This is a genomic window from Pseudomonas sp. H3_A02, assembly GCF_054671965.1.
In genome coordinates, this window is sequence record NZ_CP162807.1 from 3806625 (window position 1) to 3825490 (window position 18866).

The following is an 18866-nucleotide window of genomic DNA, read 5'->3' on the forward strand; positions in this document are numbered from 1 at the left end:
AAGGCTCAGGCTGCCGGCGCCGATTGACTCAGCACCTGGGCGGTAATACTGGCTTGACCGATTTTTTCGCCCCGGTTGAACAGGTCGATATAGATGCGGTTGGTCTTGAAGGCCTGGAGCGCAGTATCGAAACCGGCTTGCGGCGCCAATGACAGCGGGCTGTTCCTGGGGATGGGCCGATCCAGGGTGAAACTCAAGGCCAGCAGGTTCATCGGGGTATTGAGCGGGATCCGCAGGTGGCTGTGGGCGATCTGCATGTAGCACTGGCGAGCCACTTCGAGGAAATACACCATCGAATAGTGCTGGGGATCGCCTGCCTGGAAGAAGTGCTCCGGCGGCAGTTTCACGGTGTCCACGCTCAGGCCCTGGGCGACGCTGCTCATGTCACTGACGATGACGTTTTGCGCCCTGGCCTTGTGCAGCAGGGCCTTGTCGCGGCAGGGCGTGGCGCTGAATTCGCCGGCTGGTGAGGTCTCGAACGCCGAGCTGTAGGCCATGGCGAGGACGCAGGTGCACATCACTTTCCCGGCCTGCATGACCTTGGCACTGAACACCTGGGGATCGTCGCCTTGCTCGACGTGCAGATCGACCGTGCCCTGCTTCTGTACGTAGTGCTGGAACTTGATCGTCAGGGTCTTGATGTAGGCGACCCGTCCGCTCAGAGGCGGCATGGCCAGTTCGAGCAGTTGCAGCACGCCCTCCAGCAGCAAGATGCCCGGGATGTGATCCAGGGGATGATCGAAGAAGTACGGGTGCGCTTCATTCACCACGAGTTGGGCGTGCAGCGACTGAGGGGTGCGCTGGGCGTTGGTGATCACGCTATGTTCCGCGCTGCGCTGCCAGTGCGCCGGGCGCTGGACGGTATCGCCACGGTGCAGGGCGAACAGGCTTTCCATGGCGCGCACCCGTACCCGCAGCCCGGAGAGCAGGGTGCTGGTGAGCATGTCGCTGAGCTGCTGCACGTCGACGCCATCGTTCTGCGGCTCGCGGACCCGGCTGACAGGCGTGATGACCTGCTGCAGTTCCTGGGATGAAGAATGGGCAAAGCGCAACATGAAAGGATGCTTGATGGCCTCGGCCGTGGTCGGGTTCCATTGGCGAAGCTGCTCGGTAAACAGCCACATCACCGCCTTGCCAGCCTCGCGCACCTCGATCACGCTATGGGTCGTGCCCCGCAACATCACCGCCAGCAGGGTTTCGATGCCACTGGCTTCGGCCAGGAAACCGGTGATCTCCTGCAGCGATCCGCTGGCGGGCGTCGCAACGGGCTGCAACTCGCAGACCTCAACGTTCGAATAGTCGCTCGGCTCCTTGCCCAACAACCGGCAGGCTTCTTCCAGCGAGCCGGCTGCATGGGCGAGGACCGCGGCGCGGATCACCAGCAAGGGTTTTTCAGTGGCCTGCGGTTGATAGCGACGCAGCGCAAGCAACCCCAGTCCTTCACCTTGCTGGATCGCGCTGTACCGAGCGCGCTCGACCTCGATTTCGCCGCTGAAAAAACGCCCGGCGCCGAGCAGGAGCGTGGTGATGCCGTTGTCGAACCATTGCGGCGAGGCCAGCATGGTTTGCCAGAACAGACCCGCGGTGCCGACCAGGGTCTGATGGAAACCCTTGAAGTCAAAAATCTGCGCCGGGTAGCCGGACAACATGTTCGGCAACATGGTCGCCACGTCAGTCACCTCGACGCCCGGCGCCGCGCCTTGCGTCCGGGAGTAGAAGTTGTGGGCGCTGCTATAGGCGTTGCTGAAGCGCTCGCCGCCCATGTTGCAGCACATCACCATCGCGGTGCCGGACGAACCGGCCACGCCGGGCAAGCGTCGCAGCAAGTGATTGACGCGATCGGTGATTAACAGCTTGAACGGGTCGACATGGGCCAGCGGCTTGGGGCCCATGCCGAAACCGTCGATATCGATGACGTGGTCCTGGGCGAGAAATTTGCCCAGCAAAGGCTGACCGGGCGCCGGGGTGTAATCAACGAAGCGCCCATAAGGAAACATGACCGAGGGGGCGGCGGGTTGCTCGAGCTGCTGCTGGAATGCTTGCAACGAGCGATGGCTGCCCAGCGCTGCTTCAGCCTCGACAATGGCAAGGTCCAGCATCAGCACGCCGCAAGTGGTTGCGGGGGCTGCGGCGGGGTGGTCGTCGGGCCGGTATTCGTCCACCACCAGGTGCGCGTTGGCGCCACCAAAACCAAAGCTGGAAATGCCAATCCGGATTGCCGACGGACGCTCTTCCAAGGGCTGCACTTGCTGGGTGGCAAGTCGCAGGCAGGTGTCGTCGACCTTTGTGCTGGGACGGTAGCCAGGCTGCGGAGGAATGCCTTTGTGGCGCAGTATCATCAAGGCCTTGGCGAGCGAAGCGCCGCCGGCAGCGGCCAGAGGATGGCCGATGACCGACTTGATCGAACCGATGGTGATTTTCTCGCCGTCCGGGCGATGGGGGGCGAAGAAGCTGTTCAGCGAGGCCAGCTCCGTCGCATCCCCCAGCGGTGTACCGGTGCCGTGGGTCTCGATGTAGTCCACGTCCCTTGGATCGAGGCCGCGATAGGCACGTTGGTAAGCCGAATACTGGGCCTGTTTGCCGGGGGCGAATACCGAGCCCTCGGCGCCGTCGGCGGACATGCCCAAGGCGCGCAAGACGCCCAGGGGACGGCGCTGCGCCGTCAGGGCCAGGGCGACGGGTTCGACCAGAAACGCGACCGCACATTCGCCCGGCACGATGCCGTCGGCGTCCTGGCCGAAGGCTTCCATCCGCGCCCGGGCGGAAAACGCCGTCAACTGCGAGAACCCCAGGAACAGCGCCGGTGGCAGCACGGTGTTGAGGGCCATGACAATCGCGTTGTCCGCCTGGCCACTGTTGACCAGCGCCTGGGCCATGTCCAGGGCGTAGGGGAACGAACTGCAGGCCGTGTCCACCGATAACGCCGGCCCACCCAAGGCAAAGGCCGCGGCCAATGTCGCCACTTGTTCGCCCGGTGTAAAGCCCGCCGATGCAGCGGTTTTTCCGGACAGGCCGGTGACGAAATAGCTCTCGTCACTCCAGGATGTCGCGACCACCAGCGCCGTGCGTTCGCCGCTCAGTGGCGAGCCTTGCGCGGCGAGTTGGCTCAACAGCGTCTGGAGCACTTTCTGGCCGATGGCGACCTGCCGTCCTTCGTGGCGGGAGGGGATCGAGGCGTCGTCGGTCAGGCAAAACGCGCTGTCCAGGTAGGTACGATCCTTCTCGCCGGCCTTGGTTGAATAGATCGACGCCTTGTCCACCTCCCAGCGTGTCGGCATCGATTCGATCGGTGCGATCTGCCCTTGGGCGAGCAACTGCCAGAGCGCCTCCGTTGACGGTGCCCCCGGAAACTCGCCCGCCATTGCGCTGAAGCAAAAATCGCCCGCTGTTGTTGCTGCGCCACTCATACCCTGTCTCCTGATCGCCAAAATGCTGGGTGACCTGTTTGTCACCCGGATTCCATTCCTATTGCTGCTGGGGTTAGCTCAGCCTGGCCAGCAGGGCCAAGGCATCCTGGGGCGTGCGACGGGACATCAGCGCTTCGCCGGCAAACTCGCTGGCCGAGCACCGTTGTGCCATGGATTGGCAGAGCGCTTCCCGGGCGAAGCCGTTGAGACCCAGTTGGGCGAAAGGCGTCTGGATATCGATCGACTGCGCGGCGTCGGGGATCAACGGCGACAGGGCGTTGAGCAGCAGGTTTTCTTCCTGTTCTTGGGGGACTGTCGCGGCAGGTGAGGGCGCCGCTTGCGGCTGGGAATCGGCCAGGGCGGCTTGAATCAGCGCAATGGTTGCCTGCGGGAACTTGGCATTGGCCAGCTCGGAGCTGTGAGCCTTGAGCTGTGGCCACAGGGCGACGACTGATTCGAGGAAATCCAACTGCACCAGCGAATCCAGGCCCAGGCTTTCATAGCTGTGTGTTGGGTCGATCTGCTCAACCGTAAAGCCGGTGATCGCCGCCAGTTGATTCAATACCCACTCCTGGACATCCACCGCCGATGCCTGCGGATCGGCTTCCAGCCGTGCCAGCAGGGCGGTTGGGGTAGGGGCATCGAATAGCTGCGAGGTGAGGTCTTTCTTTTCCGGGAAGTGCTGGGCCAGGGATTCGAATATGTCCACCAGCCCCAGCGAGTCGATCCCCAGGCTTTCGAAACTTTGATCGAAGTCGATCTGTTGTGCCTGGAACCCGGTGACTGTGCTGATTTCGCCGCGCAACCATTGCCCGTAGCTGAGTGCGGCAGCCTGTTCGACGGTTTCGGTGGCAGGCACCGGGGCCAGGATTGTCGGGCTCGAGTGAACGGGCTCCAGCACAGCGACATTCTGGCTGACGGAGGTTTCGATCCCATGGGCATAAACACCCTCGAGAACTTGTTGATGAGCATTGAAATAGTGGGCAGTGACGGATTCGGCCTGTTCCAACACGCGCAGCAATATCGCTTCCTTGGCGATATTGGATTCGCACAATGACTCAATGATTTTTTCGGACAGAGAGAAATAGCTATGGGCTATTTTCCCATTGGACACAATGAATTCCTGCACCACATCGTTAAGTTGCACGCGCATAAGGTTCTCCTAACCAAGTCGGTCGATATTTCTATACAAAAGAAAGATCAAAAATCATGGCCCAGGACTGGGCCTTGTTTGTATCAGTGAAGTAAATCGGCCGTAGCCATGGAGCGACTTAAAGTTGGAGTTCCACTGCGTCGTTCTCGCAAGATAATGTTTTTTGGGCGCCCTTGAGCAAACCGGACCTTACGTTCAGATAAGTCACCAGCGTTATCGCATCAGCGCCCTGGAAAGCGATGTAGCCGTCAGGACGAATCAGCATCAACGTGCCTTCCTTGGCGTGGTAGCGCTTGTGCAGCCGCCAATCGGGGTCCAGCAGTGTCGAGTGCCAGGCTGGCAAGCCGGCGCTGCTCAGGGCGTCGATCACGCAATAGGCCTTGATGCCTGGGTAGTCCTTTTCCACCGACTCGGCTAACGCGTAATAGCCCGGCAATAAAGGCGAAAACTGATCGGCCGCGCTGAAAATCAGCAGCGTGAACGTTCCATGGAACAGGTCGATCAAGCGTTTTGTGGGCATCCCTTGCAGTTGCCACAACTCGACATCGGGCGCCAGTTGTCCAGCGCGAGGCGCTGCGGTTTGGAACTGGGTTTTTTTCCCCTTTTTGTTCCAGTTGTTGCGCTGCTTTTTTGTCAGCGATTCTTGGATGTAATCACTTTTCTCGTAGTGATATTGATGACCGGAAATCATCGATGGCAGTTTGCGCTGGACCTTTTTCCGGTTGCTCAACAGCGGCAGGACATTGTCACGCAGCCAAACGAGGGCGCGCCGCCGGACGGTAATCAGCCCCGTCAGGCGGTGTGCGGTGTTTTCAACTTCCAAAGCAACCGGATAACGCTCTTCGTTGTAGCTGTCGAGCAAGGACGGATCCGCCAAGCCTTGATCGACATAAGCCATTTTCCAGGCCAGGTTATAGGCCTCGGAAACCCCCAGGTTCATCCACTGGCCACCGATGGGGCTGCCGATATGCGCCGAGTCCCCCAGCAGGAACACCGAGCCTTGTTGCATCGATTGCACGCGGCGATGCTGGAACGAGGCGATGGTGGTCGATGAGATATTGGACAGCGTCATCTTTTGCCCACGTCCTTCGCACAGGCGCTGGAAGTTCTCCAGGCTCAAGGACGGGCGCTCACCTTCGGGTGGCAGGTTGTAGGGCATTTCGATGAATAGTCGATAACGGGACTGGGCGCTGATCGGCGCAACGGCCACGTAACCGTCCTGGGCACCCAGGAAGAACGCGCCTTCGTCCTTGCTTCCGGACCACTCGATATCGGCGTCGGCGAGCATGAAGAAGCGATCGTAGGACGAACCTTCGAAGGTCATGTCCAGGCGTTTTCTGATGTTGCTGCGAGCCCCGTCACAGGCGGCCACCCAACGACTGGTGAAGGTTTCGTCGGTGCCGTCGGCATGCTTGAGCGTCATGCGCACCGAGCCCGGCAGGTTTTCGATGTCCACCAGTTCGGTGTTCCACTCCACCTCTGCGCCCAGTTCCTTCAGCCGTTCCAGGAGAATTTTCTCGGTTTGCGGCTGTGGCAGGCTCAAGAGCAGGGGATAGGTCGCGTCCAGGTAGGAGAAGTTGTAGTTCAGCACCCGCTTGGCATTCGACTGCACGGAGAATTGGTTGATCGTGAAACCGTCGCTGATGGCTTGTTCGGCAACACCCAGGTCTCGGAAGATTTCCAGGGTGCGGGAATGGATCGCCATCGCCTTGGTCGCGGTCGAGGGGCCGGCGTTTTTTTCAATGATGCGAAACGCCACGCCCCATTTTTTCAGCATGATCGCCAGGGACAGGCCAATAGGGCCGGCGCCGACGATCATGACGGTGGGGGCGCTGCCGGGGCGCTTGAAATGCTTGGGGGCCAACGTGCTCAGCGTGTTCATCGATCAGTACCAGTTTCTGTAGAAGGGGGAGTTGGCAATGCCGAGCAGGGCATCGTCGCCTGATGAGTCGCCGTAGGCATAAATGTAAAAATCATCCAGGTTGTTCAGGCAGCCCTTGAGCCGCGTAACTTTCTCTCGCTCTACACAGTTGGTACCGGCTATCCCGCCAGTCAGTTTGTTCTTTGCCGTGGCCAGGCGCGTGCCGCACACATAGTCAAACCCTGCGGCCTGGCCCCAGGGGATCAGGTAGTTTTCCGGCGAGTTGCTGACCAGCGCGGTGATGTGCCCCATGGATTGATGCCATTGCAGCCGTCGCAACGCCTCGGGCCTGAGCCAGAGTGGCAGTTGTTCGCTGATGAAGTATTTGGCGTGCTCGCGTTCTTGCTCCACCGACAGGCCGCCCAGGTAACAGGCAATGAAGGCCAGGCGCGCTTGCATCAGCGGTGTGATGCCAAGGATCACGCTGAGCATCTTGGGCAGCAGGGGAATGATCCTGAGCCAGAACGAACGGGTGCCCACGATATAGCGCATGTAGCGCCAGAACGTGTGCCGGTCGGTCAATGTGCCGTCGAAGTCGAAAACGGCCAGGACCGGTTGGGTGCTGTTAGTGTGCATGCGCCTCTTCCTTGAGCGAGATAATCTCGATGGTCTTGGGCAGCTTGAAGCCCGATAGGTAGCGCGAAAGCAGGGTGCTCAGCGCGTTCTGGGTCAGCTCGCCGGTTCCTTCGACGCACAGGTGCAGCACGTTGACGTCCTTGTGGTCCGGGACGATATAGGCCCTGGCGCGCACCACGTCGGGGTGCTTGAGGGCGATGGATTCGATTTCCACCAGGTCGACCATCTGCGCCTTGATCTTCGAGATGCGCAGGCGTTGGCAAAAGAAAAACACATGCCCATCGTCGTCCCGCCAGACCAGGTCACCACTGTGGAACCAGCCATCGCGGAAGAACCGGGCATTGGTGTCCTCGGCATCGTGGTAGCCGTCGATCACCATCGCGCCGCGGATCAGCAATTCGCCGATGCGCCCGGGTGCCACGTCCTGGCCTTCGGCATCGACAACGCGCAGTTCCACGCCGCTGATCGGCTGGCCCATGGCGCCGCGGTGGACCGGGCCAATCGAGCTCTGGACGATCACCGGCATGCTTTCGGTCAAGCCGTAGCCCTGCAGTACCGGGTTGCAGCCCAGCAGCGTGCCCAGTTTCTCGGCTTCATCGGCCGGCAGGTGGCTGCCGCCCGAGTAGATCATCAGTTGCGGGTGCAACGGCAACCGCGCGCCTTTGCGTTTGGCCAGTCGTGTATTGAAGTAGCGAATGACGTCAGGCACCAGGCAGGCGAAGGTGACCTGATGCTCGGACAGGACTTCTGCCAGGTCCCGGTTGAGCAGGGTGTTGGTCATGAGCAGGGTGGCGCCCACGCTCAAGGGAAACACCATCATCACGGACAGGCCGAAGATGGCATACAGCGGCAGCGTCACCAGATGCACGGAGCCGACGCCTTGCAGGTGAAAGTGTTCGTGCAGCCCATCGCTCGATTGCGTCAGGTCGAGATAGCGGTGTGAAACAGCCAAGGGCCTGCCGAGGCCTCGATAGGTGAACTGCACCGAGACGATCGGATTGCCTTCGGGCAACAGCAAGGGTTCGAGCTGTTGAGGCAGTTGAGAGGCGGCCGTTGCATTGGCGGGCAGGGGCGATGACGGTTCGCTCCCACCGTCCAGCACCAGGGCGTGCTTGACGCCGTTGTCCGGCTGGAATACCTCGCGGTGTTGCACCCATAGCGCTTCGGTCGTGACCACCAGGGTCGGCCTGGCGAGGCTGACCACACTGTTCATTTCAAAAGGGGTCAACTTGTAGTTGAGGATGACCGGAATGGCACCCCGCCCGATAATCGCCAGGTAGTAAGCGATGAACGCCACCCCGTTGGGCAGCACCAGCGCTACTTTATCGCCTGGCAATACCCCGAGCGCCGTCAGGGCACCGTTGCAGGCTTCGGCCTTGATGCGCAGCTCGCGATAAGTGACGGTATCCTCTTCCGTGTCCAGGTGCCGGATAGCAACTTGCTCGGGGAACGATTCCGAAAAACCGACAAAACGATGCAGAAAACCTTCTTTATATGAAAGGCTTTTCATTTACCAACCTCTTTCAATCCTTGGATATAGAACGCGTCAAAAAAATTACTACAGAGGCAGGCTTTATATGAATTGTCTCAATCAAGCATCTGTGTAGTTGTTGTTTCGATACCAGTCCAGGGTATCGGTCAGGGTTTCAGCGACGGGGCGGAACTGGCATTCCAACTCCCTTGAACTTTTTTTGTGGCTGAAATGCGTACGGCCTTGTTCCTGCGCCATGAGCTTGACCGTAGAAGTACTGATGAGTACCGGTTTCTTGGTGATCCGGTAATAACCTTCATAGATAAGCGCGATGATTCGCAGCATGAACAACGGCACTTTTCGTTCGGGGGCTTTTACGCCGCTGACGCTGGACAGCGCCTGGAAAATGCTCTTCATGTCCATGTGATTGCCGGCGGCGAGGTAACGCTCTCCGGACCTGCCGCGGGTGATGGCCGCGATTTGATGTTCGGCTACATCACGGGCATCGACCACGGAAAAGCTTCCGGGCAGTACGCCGGGCAGTTTTTGTCCGACAAAGTCGAGCAGGAACTGTCCAGAGGAGGTCGGGCCGATATCCCCCGGGCCGAACATCCACCCTGGCAATACCATGGCAATGAACATGTCCGGGTGCTGCACCAGGAATTGTTGGACCTTTTGTTCGGACAATATTTTGCTCAAGTAGTAATCGTCAGCCTCCTGTTCACTGCGAGACATGGTTTCATCGATCACTTGATCTTTATTGCCCTTCAACACGGCAATGGAAGAGGTGTGGACGGCGCGACGGATACCGGCGGCATAGGCGGCTTGCAACAGTCGCTCGGTGCCGGTCACATTCGTGTCATACAGTTTCTGCCAGTGTTTCCCGCCTTTGTAACTGTCGCGGAAATAGGCCGCCGTATGAAACAAGGCGTCGCACCCTTGCAACGCATGACTGAAGGCATCGACATTGAGCATGTCGCCTTCGACCCATTCGACGGGCAGGCCGCCGAACTGTTTCTTGGCTTTCTCTGCGGAACGAACCAGTGCTTTTACTTTGATGTTTCGTTTTAACAGCGCACGAACGACATTATTCCCGAGCAGGCCAGTAGCGCCTGTAACGAAGGCATATTCCATTAAAATACCGCTCCTGTGAGATGACCTGCCATTGCATCGAAACCCGTGTCACGGACGCGGTGCCAGGGGCAGGCGTTGGGCTTCACCAACGGCGCAATTAAAAACCATTCGGTATCTGAGAATCAAGCGGTATTTCGTGATGGTGTCAAATCGGTGGCTCTGCACCGGGCTTTACGCGGATTTTTTCACGCTGCGGTGTGTCGTGGGACGGCGGGAAAATACTTCTTGGGGGCGGTAGAGGAGGGCTCCCATCCAGCTTGTCAGGGGCGGTTTTGACCTGCCCTGTACCCAGGCCAAAAGTGACTGAATAGTCATCTTGCGTTCGTTCCAGGTTGTCCCGGTTACATGGCACATACATGGCACTGAATGAAAGTTAAAATGTAAATGATTGAACGAGGTGCGTATAAGATATGATGGCGAAAATGGATTCCATACAGTGAGTAGCCGCTTCGTCGCATTTAGTTACAGGTGCACATTTTGACTGGCCAAAGGAGCCGAGGGCGTGATTAAAAAGAGACTAGGTCGAGAAGAGAGCCAGCAACTAACAAGAGACAAACTATTTGACACCGCCACTGAGCTGATGATCAGCAAAGGCTTTCATGCCGCCAGCGTCAACGTTATTGCCGAGGCGGCCGGCTTTTCCAAAGGGGCCTTCTTTTCCAATTTCGCCAGTAAATCGGACTTGCTCCTGCAACTGACTCAACGCTTCAAACGAGTTGAAATCGATCGCTTGAGCACGACCCTGGCGTCGGGCTATTCGGCGGAGCAGTTGAGCCATGGCTTGAATGCCTATATCGACACCCTGAAGAACAATACCCGCTGTGCGATCCTCGATGCCGAGTTGCAGCTGATCGCCCTGCGTGATGAAGAGTTCTCACAGCATTACTACGACTTGCATGAGGAAAACAGCGAGGCCTTGGGCAAGTTGATTACCATCATATTCAACCATGCCGGCAAGAAACCGCCGCTGGAACATGCCGCGCTTGCGAAGACGTTCACGGCCTTGGCCGAAGGCTTGATATTGCAAGGGCACAAAGATCCGGCGATTGAGATAAAGCTGGTGCTTAACTCGCTCATCCAGACCGCGGAGCCTCTGTAGTCCGCCGCTGTTATTCCCGACAGGCCAGGGGCTGGCGTCCGCTAGTACCGCTGCCTGGATCAACGCCCCATGAATCGATGTTGAGTGCAACCGTCATCGCGAGCAGGCTCGCTCCCACAATGGTCCAGTGCTGAATACAAAACTCATGAACAACCTCGATCCCCTGTGGGAGCGAGCTTGCTCGCGATAGCAGTGGGTCAGCTTGCATCAACATTGATTGTGCCGCCGTCTTCGCCCCCCCGAGCCTGGTTGACACCGGCCGGTGTCGTTGTCAGAGCTGCACCCGACGAAGCCTGCCGCTTAACGGCACCACGCGTTCATCGGGCGTGGGCAAGGGGCGTCCGACCAGGCCCATGCCTTCGCTGACCAGTACCGCATCGGGTAACAGGCACAGGTTGGACGGGGTATCCAGGCCGCGGGCGAGCACCGTGACCTGGGCTGTTTGCATGTCGCAGCCCAAGAGTCGCCCGCTGAACCGGGTAAAGCCGCCATGCAGTGGTTCGCCGTGCCAGTCGGAGAGCAGGGGTTGTTGCAGGTGCTCGCACAGTTCCAGCACTAGCAACTGGCCGTTGGGACGCAGCGCCAGCCCGGTGGGCAGTTGCAGGCCGCGAATCAGGATGTCGATCTCGGCGCTGGCGGGCCAGACCCGAATCACCTGGCCTGCCTTTTCGGCAAAGTCGATGCCCTTGCGGCTCGGGTCGCCGTGCAGTTCCCCCGAGAACAGACTGATCAGCACCGCGTCTGTCGCCGGTTCGTACACCAGCGTCACGGGAACGGCTTCCTGGCCTTGATCCAGCTCGGGCAGTTGGGCCAACACGTGCTCTTCTTGGCCCGTGGCGAACTCCACCAACTGATTGGTATCGGGCTTGACGGCCAGCCAACTGCGGCGGGTCGGGTGGTAGCACAGCGCATTCAGGTTGCCGCGGCTATGGAAGACCGGCTCGGGCGGTGTGAATTGCAGGTCCAACAGTTTGGAGCCCGCGACGTAATCGGTCTGGCTGACCAGGCAGCGTCCGTCACCGCAGGCGATGTCCGACACCCCCATGATTTCATCGCGCAGCATGCGCGCCTGCATGTTCATGGCGCGAAACCCTTGCGCCAGAGTTTCGCGGGGCAGGTAGGCACCGGGCCGCTGCGGATCCGGTCGCAATCGACTGATACGGCCGCTGAAGGGCTGGTCGGGCAGCCCCGAGCCTGCTTCGGTCAGCAGCAGGCTGCCATCGGCTTGCAGGCAGAGGCCGCGAGGGTTTAGCAGGTCCTCGGCGATGAGGGTGCTGGGGCGCAGGTTTTCCCCAGGGTGTGCGGGGATCTGAAGGGGAGCGGGCATAGGTTCTCTCCGTGAACAAAATCCGTGAGCAAAAAGGGGCGCGGTCATTGCGGCGGTTGCCACGGTTCGCCGGTGAGATAGGCCCGCAGCAGCGCCCGCTGACAGGGCGACATCGAGCGCACCACTGGCATGAACAGCGTGGTGCCTTTGTAGGCATCCGAGGTGCGGGCGAGGATGGGGTTTTTGGCACCCATGATGGCGTCGGGCTGATTCAGCGGGATATAGCGCGACATGGCGGGGAACGCCAGGTAGTGAAAGCGCAGCACGTTGGGGTACATCAGCGGCCAGGTGATGGTGGTGCCCTGGGGAATGCCGAAGTCGGTCTGGGCGTATTTGCGAAAGTTGGTGAAGTAAGCACCGCTGTCGAGGCCATTGGCCGTGCAGGTCAAGGCGACAAAACCCGCCTGGGCGGTGCTGCCCGGCTTGAGGGTGACGGGAAAACTGACAGAAAGCTGGCCACTGCTGACGGTCAATGAGTCAGGGAAGTCGAGAAAGTCCCAGTACTGCGGTTGATCATAGACAGCGGGAGCCGCTGCTTTTAGGCCGATTTCGGTGGTGCAGGGGACCGCGCCGCCCAGGTACCTGACTTGCAGGGTGATCGACAGGCCGTTGGGGTAGTCCTCCAAGTAGACGTTGCGCTGGTCGGCATAGATCCGATAGGTCGACTCGGTGGCTTGCAACGTGGTCCCAGCGACCTTGTCCGGCGCATTGATCGCCAAGGCGTTGGTCCGCACCGCCTGTTGCTGGTCGACGGTCAGGGGCAGGTCGACGATGCCGCCATACACGTAGTAGTCCAATAAAAAACCGCTGGTCGGCTCCAGGGTCGTCAGGGTGGTGGTGCCGGCGCTGATGGTCACAGTCCCGTAATTGGCGTTGGGGCCGATCGGGCTGGTGATGTCGTCCCTGACCGCCCGGAAGGTTTCCTTCGGGATGACGTTCACCATGTCGATGCTCAGGTAACCGGTATTGTCCAGGTCGGCATAGCCGGCATTGCCCGTGCTCTGGTTGACCAGTTGCCGGCCCGGCTGGCAGTTCAGCGGCTCATCGGCGAAGGCCGGGGCCAGTGTGCCGATGACTCGGCCGATGCTCGGGTTGGGGGTGTACTTGCCGGCGGCGTAGTCGGCGTCCAGCTGTTCGGTGGTCATCGTGGGGCACATTTCGAACATGACGAAACGCAAGACGATGCCCGTCGCGCCCGGTGCCTGGATGATCGAGCGCAGGCCGCTGCTGTTCTGGTTCCAACTGACAATGCTGCTCAAGGGGAAGGTCAGTTGAAACGTGCCGCTGGCATGGAAAGAGCCCGGCGCGTCCATCTTTTTCGGCAATAGCACACGTCCCGCCACGTCGAAACTGCTGCACACGGCGTTGCTGCGGATCAGCAATTGGATGTTGTCGTTGCCACCGATTTGCAGGCCGCCGACGAAGATCTGAGTGGTCGTCGAGGCGGTGGGGTCCAGGTCTACCATCATCGGGCCGGACACCGGTCCCTGGCCGGTCACCGGGTCCACCGAGCCGAGCAGGTAGACGGCCTGGCCCACCAGGTCGCCGGTGGTGCTGATACTGCCGGGTTTGCCTTGGGAGCTGATCAAGGCGTTCTGCATGTCGACGACATGTTGCCCGTAGTGATTCCAGCCACCGGCGGTGTAGTAGTTGCCGGTGGGGGCGTTGATCATGTTGTTCAACTGGTCGTCGGTGTAGGGCTGGGCACCTGGTGCCAGGGTCGAGGTGGTCAGGTCGAAGAGCGGCCACTCATCGTTGCCATCGTAGGGAATGGTCGGGGAATTGTTCGGCAGGCTGACGTCCGTGCGGATGCCGCCCCAGAAATTCAGCCGTGGTCCGTTCAGGATGCTCATGAGTTATTCCTCGTCCTTGATGGTCTTGCCGACAGGCGCGTTGGCAAATTTGAACAGGTAGGAGTAATCGGATTTGTAGGGACTCTTGACCGGTGTCGCCATGGAGTGGCAATTCATGCAACTGCTGTTGGGCTGGATGTAGCTTTCCATGGTCACGTTGGCCGAAAGGGCGGGTGTCGGCTGTCCCAGTGGGTTGCTGGGGTTGTCTGGCATCAGCGGGCGCTGGGTGGTGATGAGTTGGTAGTACTTCAACACGCTGCGTTGCAGGCCTGGGTCGCTGCGGTAGCGGGTGTTGACCTGGTTGGTGACCTCGGCGATCGGCGTGACGCGGTTCAACGGGTTCGGGGTCTGGAAGGTCGTGCCGGGTTTGGGCACGCAGACCAGGTGCGCGCCCTGGGTCTGCCAGTCGCAGGGTGACTGGTTGAGGGTGGCTGCCGGCGCGCTGGGGTTGAAGTAGGAATAGGTCGTGCCGGATGCCGGCTGGTCGACCCACACGCCGTTCACCTGCACTTTGGGTGGAACGTTGTCGATCTGTTCGAAGGTCGACCAGATCCACTGCGGATAGCCGTTCACCTTGGTGATGATATGCAGCCCCACCAGGCCCAGGTAGGCCTCGGTGACGCCGCTGCGCTGGCCTTGATCGTCGAACGTGGCTACACGGGCGAGCAGGGTCAGGTAGCGGCTGGCGTTGTCATGCGTGGTGAGGATGCGCCAGCTCGATTTGACCTCGATGACCCCGTAGGGAAAGAGGATGTTGTTGGCTTTGGAAACGACATCGGCGTTATAGAACTGGTTGGCGACGATGTAGTTGTAGGAGGTTTCGTTGGCCGAGATGTCGTAGTAGGTCGGGTTGCCAGCCTGGTCGATCAGCCAGCCGCCGACGGCCTGGTCGACGGCATTCACCTGGGAGCTGTTCTTCAGCGCGGCGATGTTGATGATGCCCAGGCTCTTGGCAAGTAGCGGGCTGTTCCAGGGGCCTGGATCTGCCCCCCGTGGCAGGAAGGTTTCTTCTACGGTCTTGTAGGTCTGCCAGACGGTGTAGCCAGGGTCCCCCGGTTGTTTGCTGCAGTCGGGATCACCTCGCTGCCCCGCCTGGGCGGGCCAGTTCACGGCGATGAACAGCTGCCAGCTGTATTGATCGAACAGATCCTGGCTGGCATTGGCTGCCGGTGCCGTGCTGGGAGGCTGGCAATTGAGGCGGGTGGCTTGTGTCGACGGCACGGCCTGTCCCTGGGGTTGTTCCAGGGCGAGGGCTGAAAGATTGACCAGGCCCAGTAGCACCATGGTGAAACGAAGTGAAGTGTTCATGGCGATCCTTCCACGTAGGTGAGGACAACACTAATCAAATGTGGGAGCGGGCTTGCTCGCGAAAGCGGTGGGCCAGTCAACATTGAGTCGACTGACATTCCGTTTTCGCGAGCAAGCCCGCTCCCACATTCAGGGTTTGCGCTGCATGAGCTTGTTCCACTGCGCCTTTTGGCCGTTGCTCTGGGAAGCCGGTGGCTCGAATAACTGGCAGGGCGGCGGATTCGCCGGGCACATCGCGGCCACCTGGGCCCAGGTCTGGGCCGGGTCCGGTTTGGCGATGCGGAAATTGGTGTAGTTCTGGCTGACAATCGGCGCATTGGCGACGCTGGTGTCACCGGAGAAAAAGAACGACTGGGGCTGCCGGTAGGGTGGTTGTCCCGTCATCTTTTTGTAGAAGGCATAGCCAAACAGGATCGGACCCTGTGGCGACTGAAGGTCCAGCGCATAGGCCTGCACGCTGGCGTTGAGGTTCTGGCTGCGCTCGGCGCTGTAGGGCAGGTGCTGGATGAAGTCCTGCCGAGGTGGATGATTCATTGGCGAGAACATGCAGCAGGCCGGCATGTCTTTCGGACGATCCTGCGGGTAGGTCAGGAAGTAAGCCTTGTTGCCCAGGGACACGAAGGAGCAGGTGTAGTTGTTGTTCTTGATCGGGAAGATCGGCAGGCAGTACTTCTCATAGTGCTCCATCATCGCGCCAAAGCCGTCGCCATCGGCCGGGATATACGCCGTGTCGTAGTAGCTGGTCCCCCGGGAGACGGTGTAGTCCGCCGGGGTGAGGGTGGTGGGGGGATTGCTGTAGGGCGGCGGGTTCTTTTCGTAGTTGTGCATCACCCGGTACATGGTCCAATCGCTGATCCAGAACGCTGGGAAAAACGGATCGGAGGGCTCGCCCGGGATGCGTTTGGCGATGCAGTTGCCGTTCTGTTCGTTACAGCCCTCGGTGTTGTGCACGCCCATGGTGAAGTAGACGGCACCGCTGTCTTGGGCGAACAGCGATGGGCTGAACAGCAGGATCAACAGCAACAGCCGGTTCAAGAGACTGGTTTTCATAGGTCATTCCTTTGAAAAGTACCGGGTGACACTGTGGGAGCCTGTGGGAGCAAAGCTTGCTCGCGATGAACGATAACGCGGTCATTCGAAAGACCGCGGTGCCTTCATCGCGAGCAAGCTCAGCTCCCACACAAGCTCGCTCCCACAGTGGTTTATCCTCCTTGGGTAAACAGCGTTACGGTCAGAGGTTGTCGTAATCGCTCATCTTGAGTTGTTGTGGCGGATAGTTGCGCTTCACCAGCTTCTTGGCCCACAGCTCCAATACCGCGCGGCGGCTCTGGGACATGTCACGGGTGATGGGCATCGAGAGCGTGCTTTCTTCCTGGTAGGGCTTGCTGATCAGCACAATCAGCTGGTCGATGGCGCCTTCGACGCGCGCCTGGGAGTTGAGCGGCATGTACTTGTTCATGATGGGGTACAGGTAATAGAAGGTCTGCAGGATGCGTGGGTAGAGGAAACCCTCCCACAACTGCGTGGCGGCGTCCTTGTCCTTGTAGACGGTGTTCCAGAAGTTGATGAAGTCCTGTTGCAGTTGCACGTCCAAAGGCAGGACGCGCAGCGGGGCGAGGAAGTCGATGTAGGCTTGGGGAAGCGGGAAGCTGAAGGGAATGACCGGATCGCTGTCGCCTTCCTTGACAAAAAAACGCAAGGTCGGGAAGCCCGGAGCCACGGCCCTGAAGCTTACCTGGGCGATGCCGTTGGCGTCGGTGGTGGTGGTTACATAGGAGTAATCCACCGGGGTGGCCTGGTAGTTGTTCAGTGTCCCGGTGACGTAGACGCCGGCGTCGAATGCCAGGCAAGGGCGCAAATTGACCGCAATCGGTTTGCTCTCGCCGTTCAGGAAATCCTGATACCCGACCGGGGTACTGGTCGGCCGATGCACGTTTTGCAGGGCGGTAAGCCGGCGGCCGCTGCCAGTGGCCAGGTAGTTCGATACGGGGGGCGCATCATTGAACTGCGGCAGATTGGCATGGTTCAAGTTGCGGTCCGTCGGGTCGTCGTAGAACAGCGTGAAGTTGGCGGCGTTACTGAACGCCAGGTAGTAATCGCTGGTGGTCACCATGTAGGGGTTGCCATATTCCGCTACCCACAGCGTGGTCTTGGCGGCTGGCACACCATTTTTCTGCACCATGATGGTCAGCGTCTTGTGGTCGCCCACGTCGATGAAACTGCCGCTTTCTATGACCTCGGCGGTCCAGGTCTGCTGGGTGGCGGCGATCTTCGGCGCATCCTGGGCCGGGGGTTGTACTTGCAGCGCCAGCGGGCCGGACTGCAAGGTTGTCTTGTCGGCGTCGGTCAGGGTGAAGTCCAGCAGGCCGGAACGTTTGTCGAAGGCGGCCTGGTTGTATTGGTCGAAACCGAAGCTGACCACCGGATTGAACTGTTGATTCTGCAGAACCCCCAGTTTGTAGTCGCCGGCCTGGAATTTTTCGGCGGTCAGGATATCGGCCTTGGGGAGCACCGGATAAAACGGGAAAGTGTTAGCCAGGTCCAGCGACAGGGTGTTGTCGGTAATCTGTGCCGACACCACGCCCAGTGTGGCGCTTTGGGGATCCTTGCCTGGTTGAGAAACCGCTACAGGTTGCGCGGGCACCAGGCGAAGGCCGGCGGGGGCGGTAGGGTATTCGTCAGTGAGCCAGAGGCCCAGGGTTGCGGCGGTGCGGCTGTAGGCGGGGTTGAAGAAAATATTGGAAACGTTGTCCAGGCCCTTCTGATACATCGCTTGCACACGATCCGTATCCGTGGGGGCATTGGAGTGGGTGTTGACGTACGGGAAATCGTTGAAAACACCGTTTCTGTCGTAGCACGTCAGGTAAGTGGAGAACCGAAACATCAAGCCCTGTACACCTTGCTGCGTCATCTGCTTTTGAAGGTTACTCAACAGCGCCGAATCGCCGATGACCCATTCCAGGTTTTCCTTGGGAAAGCAGGTCTGCCAGGTGGTGGTGACATACACCAGGCCACCAAAGGCACCCCAGTTGAAGTTCAGGAAGCGATCCATCATCCGATATTGGCGATTGAGGGTCAGGCCACACGTGGCATCTCCCAGTATCAGCTTGTCGAAATACAACGCAGTGAAGGTGTTCTGCCACGGGCTGACATCCACGAAGCGCGCGGCAGTCGGAGTGTTGCTGCCAAAGGGATTGCCGAGCAGTTGGTAGTCCCTGCCGACCAGCGCATCCTGGGTGATGTAGGTGTTGGCCTGCAGCTCGCCACCGATGATCGTTGAGCGAGTGCCTTTGTAGCTCACCGTGCCGCAGGCATTGTCCCCAAACAGATCCCATTCGGCGGGCATGTACGGGTAGGTCTTCGGGTTGGCATTGGTCGGTACCTGCAGCACATAGGTCGGCAGCTCGTTCATTGCCAGGGGCTTGATGGCCCAGGGCATCAATTTGGTGGGGGCGTTGGTGGACGTGATGTCGAAGTGGCTCATGAACGGCCAGTTGATGTCCATGTTGACCGCGTCATACAGCGGGAACACATCATTGTTGTTGGCCGTGGGTGGGTTCCAGAACATATGGCCGTTGAGGTAGATACGGGGGAAATTCAATACGCTCATGTCATGC

12 protein-coding genes are annotated in these 18866 nt (G+C 59.7%); 1 reads left to right on the plus strand and 11 read right to left on the minus strand.

Annotated features, from left to right (window positions below; translation table 11 throughout):
• Positions 1-5: 5 nt before the first annotated feature.
• The 6 genes from AB4N80_RS17025 to AB4N80_RS17050 all read right to left on the minus strand — a co-directional run bounded on the left by AB4N80_RS17025 (position 6) and on the right by AB4N80_RS17050 (position 9662).
• Positions 6-3407: a beta-ketoacyl synthase N-terminal-like domain-containing protein gene (locus AB4N80_RS17025; protein ID WP_460078033.1), complete on the minus strand. Its 3402-nt coding sequence runs from the start codon at positions 3405-3407 to the stop codon at positions 6-8.
• 73 nt (positions 3408-3480) lie between these two features.
• On the minus strand, positions 3481-4560 hold the full coding sequence (locus AB4N80_RS17030; protein WP_122565808.1) for an acyl carrier protein: 1080 nt from the start codon (positions 4558-4560) through the stop codon (positions 3481-3483).
• A 118-nt stretch (positions 4561-4678) separates the two neighbouring features.
• The gene (locus AB4N80_RS17035) at positions 4679-6442 is read right to left on the minus strand and encodes an FAD-dependent monooxygenase (RefSeq protein ID WP_122565807.1); all 1764 of its coding nucleotides are present in this window, start codon (positions 6440-6442) and stop codon (positions 4679-4681) included.
• A gap of 3 nt (positions 6443-6445) precedes the next feature.
• Positions 6446-7057: an HAD-IB family hydrolase gene (locus AB4N80_RS17040; RefSeq protein ID WP_122565806.1), complete on the minus strand. Its 612-nt coding sequence runs from the start codon at positions 7055-7057 to the stop codon at positions 6446-6448.
• Positions 7047-8567 carry a class I adenylate-forming enzyme family protein gene (locus tag AB4N80_RS17045; protein WP_122565805.1) on the minus strand — a complete coding sequence of 507 codons (1521 nt, stop codon included), beginning with the start codon at positions 8565-8567 and terminating at the stop codon, positions 7047-7049. The genes AB4N80_RS17040 and AB4N80_RS17045 overlap by 11 nt, the downstream gene beginning before the upstream one ends.
• An 81-nt stretch (positions 8568-8648) precedes the next feature.
• Positions 8649-9662: an SDR family oxidoreductase gene (locus AB4N80_RS17050; RefSeq protein WP_460078039.1), complete on the minus strand. Its 1014-nt coding sequence runs from the start codon at positions 9660-9662 to the stop codon at positions 8649-8651.
• A 502-nt stretch (positions 9663-10164) separates the two neighbouring features.
• On the opposite strand from AB4N80_RS17050, the gene AB4N80_RS17055 reads away from it, so the two are divergent.
• Positions 10165-10761, plus strand: a complete 597-nt coding sequence (locus tag AB4N80_RS17055; RefSeq protein ID WP_460078040.1) for a TetR/AcrR family transcriptional regulator — start codon at positions 10165-10167, stop codon at positions 10759-10761.
• 271 nt (positions 10762-11032) lie between these two features.
• Here the strand turns inward: AB4N80_RS17055 and AB4N80_RS17060 are convergent, their stop codons facing one another.
• The 5 genes from AB4N80_RS17060 to AB4N80_RS17080 form a co-directional block, all read right to left on the minus strand.
• Positions 11033-12088 (minus strand): hypothetical protein, encoded by a 1056-nt coding sequence (locus tag AB4N80_RS17060; RefSeq protein WP_122565801.1) that lies wholly within the window; start codon positions 12086-12088, stop codon positions 11033-11035.
• 44 nt (positions 12089-12132) lie between these two features.
• Positions 12133-13941 (minus strand): hypothetical protein, encoded by a 1809-nt coding sequence (locus AB4N80_RS17065; RefSeq protein WP_354338411.1) that lies wholly within the window; start codon positions 13939-13941, stop codon positions 12133-12135.
• A 3-nt stretch (positions 13942-13944) separates the two neighbouring features.
• On the minus strand, positions 13945-15249 hold the full coding sequence (locus AB4N80_RS17070; RefSeq protein ID WP_460078042.1) for a hypothetical protein: 1305 nt from the start codon (positions 15247-15249) through the stop codon (positions 13945-13947).
• A gap of 129 nt (positions 15250-15378) precedes the next feature.
• Positions 15379-16299: a hypothetical protein gene (locus AB4N80_RS17075; RefSeq protein ID WP_122565798.1), complete on the minus strand. Its 921-nt coding sequence runs from the start codon at positions 16297-16299 to the stop codon at positions 15379-15381.
• A 181-nt stretch (positions 16300-16480) separates the two neighbouring features.
• On the minus strand, positions 16481-18859 hold the full coding sequence (locus AB4N80_RS17080; protein WP_460078044.1) for a hypothetical protein: 2379 nt from the start codon (positions 18857-18859) through the stop codon (positions 16481-16483).
• Positions 18860-18866: the final 7 nt, after the last annotated feature.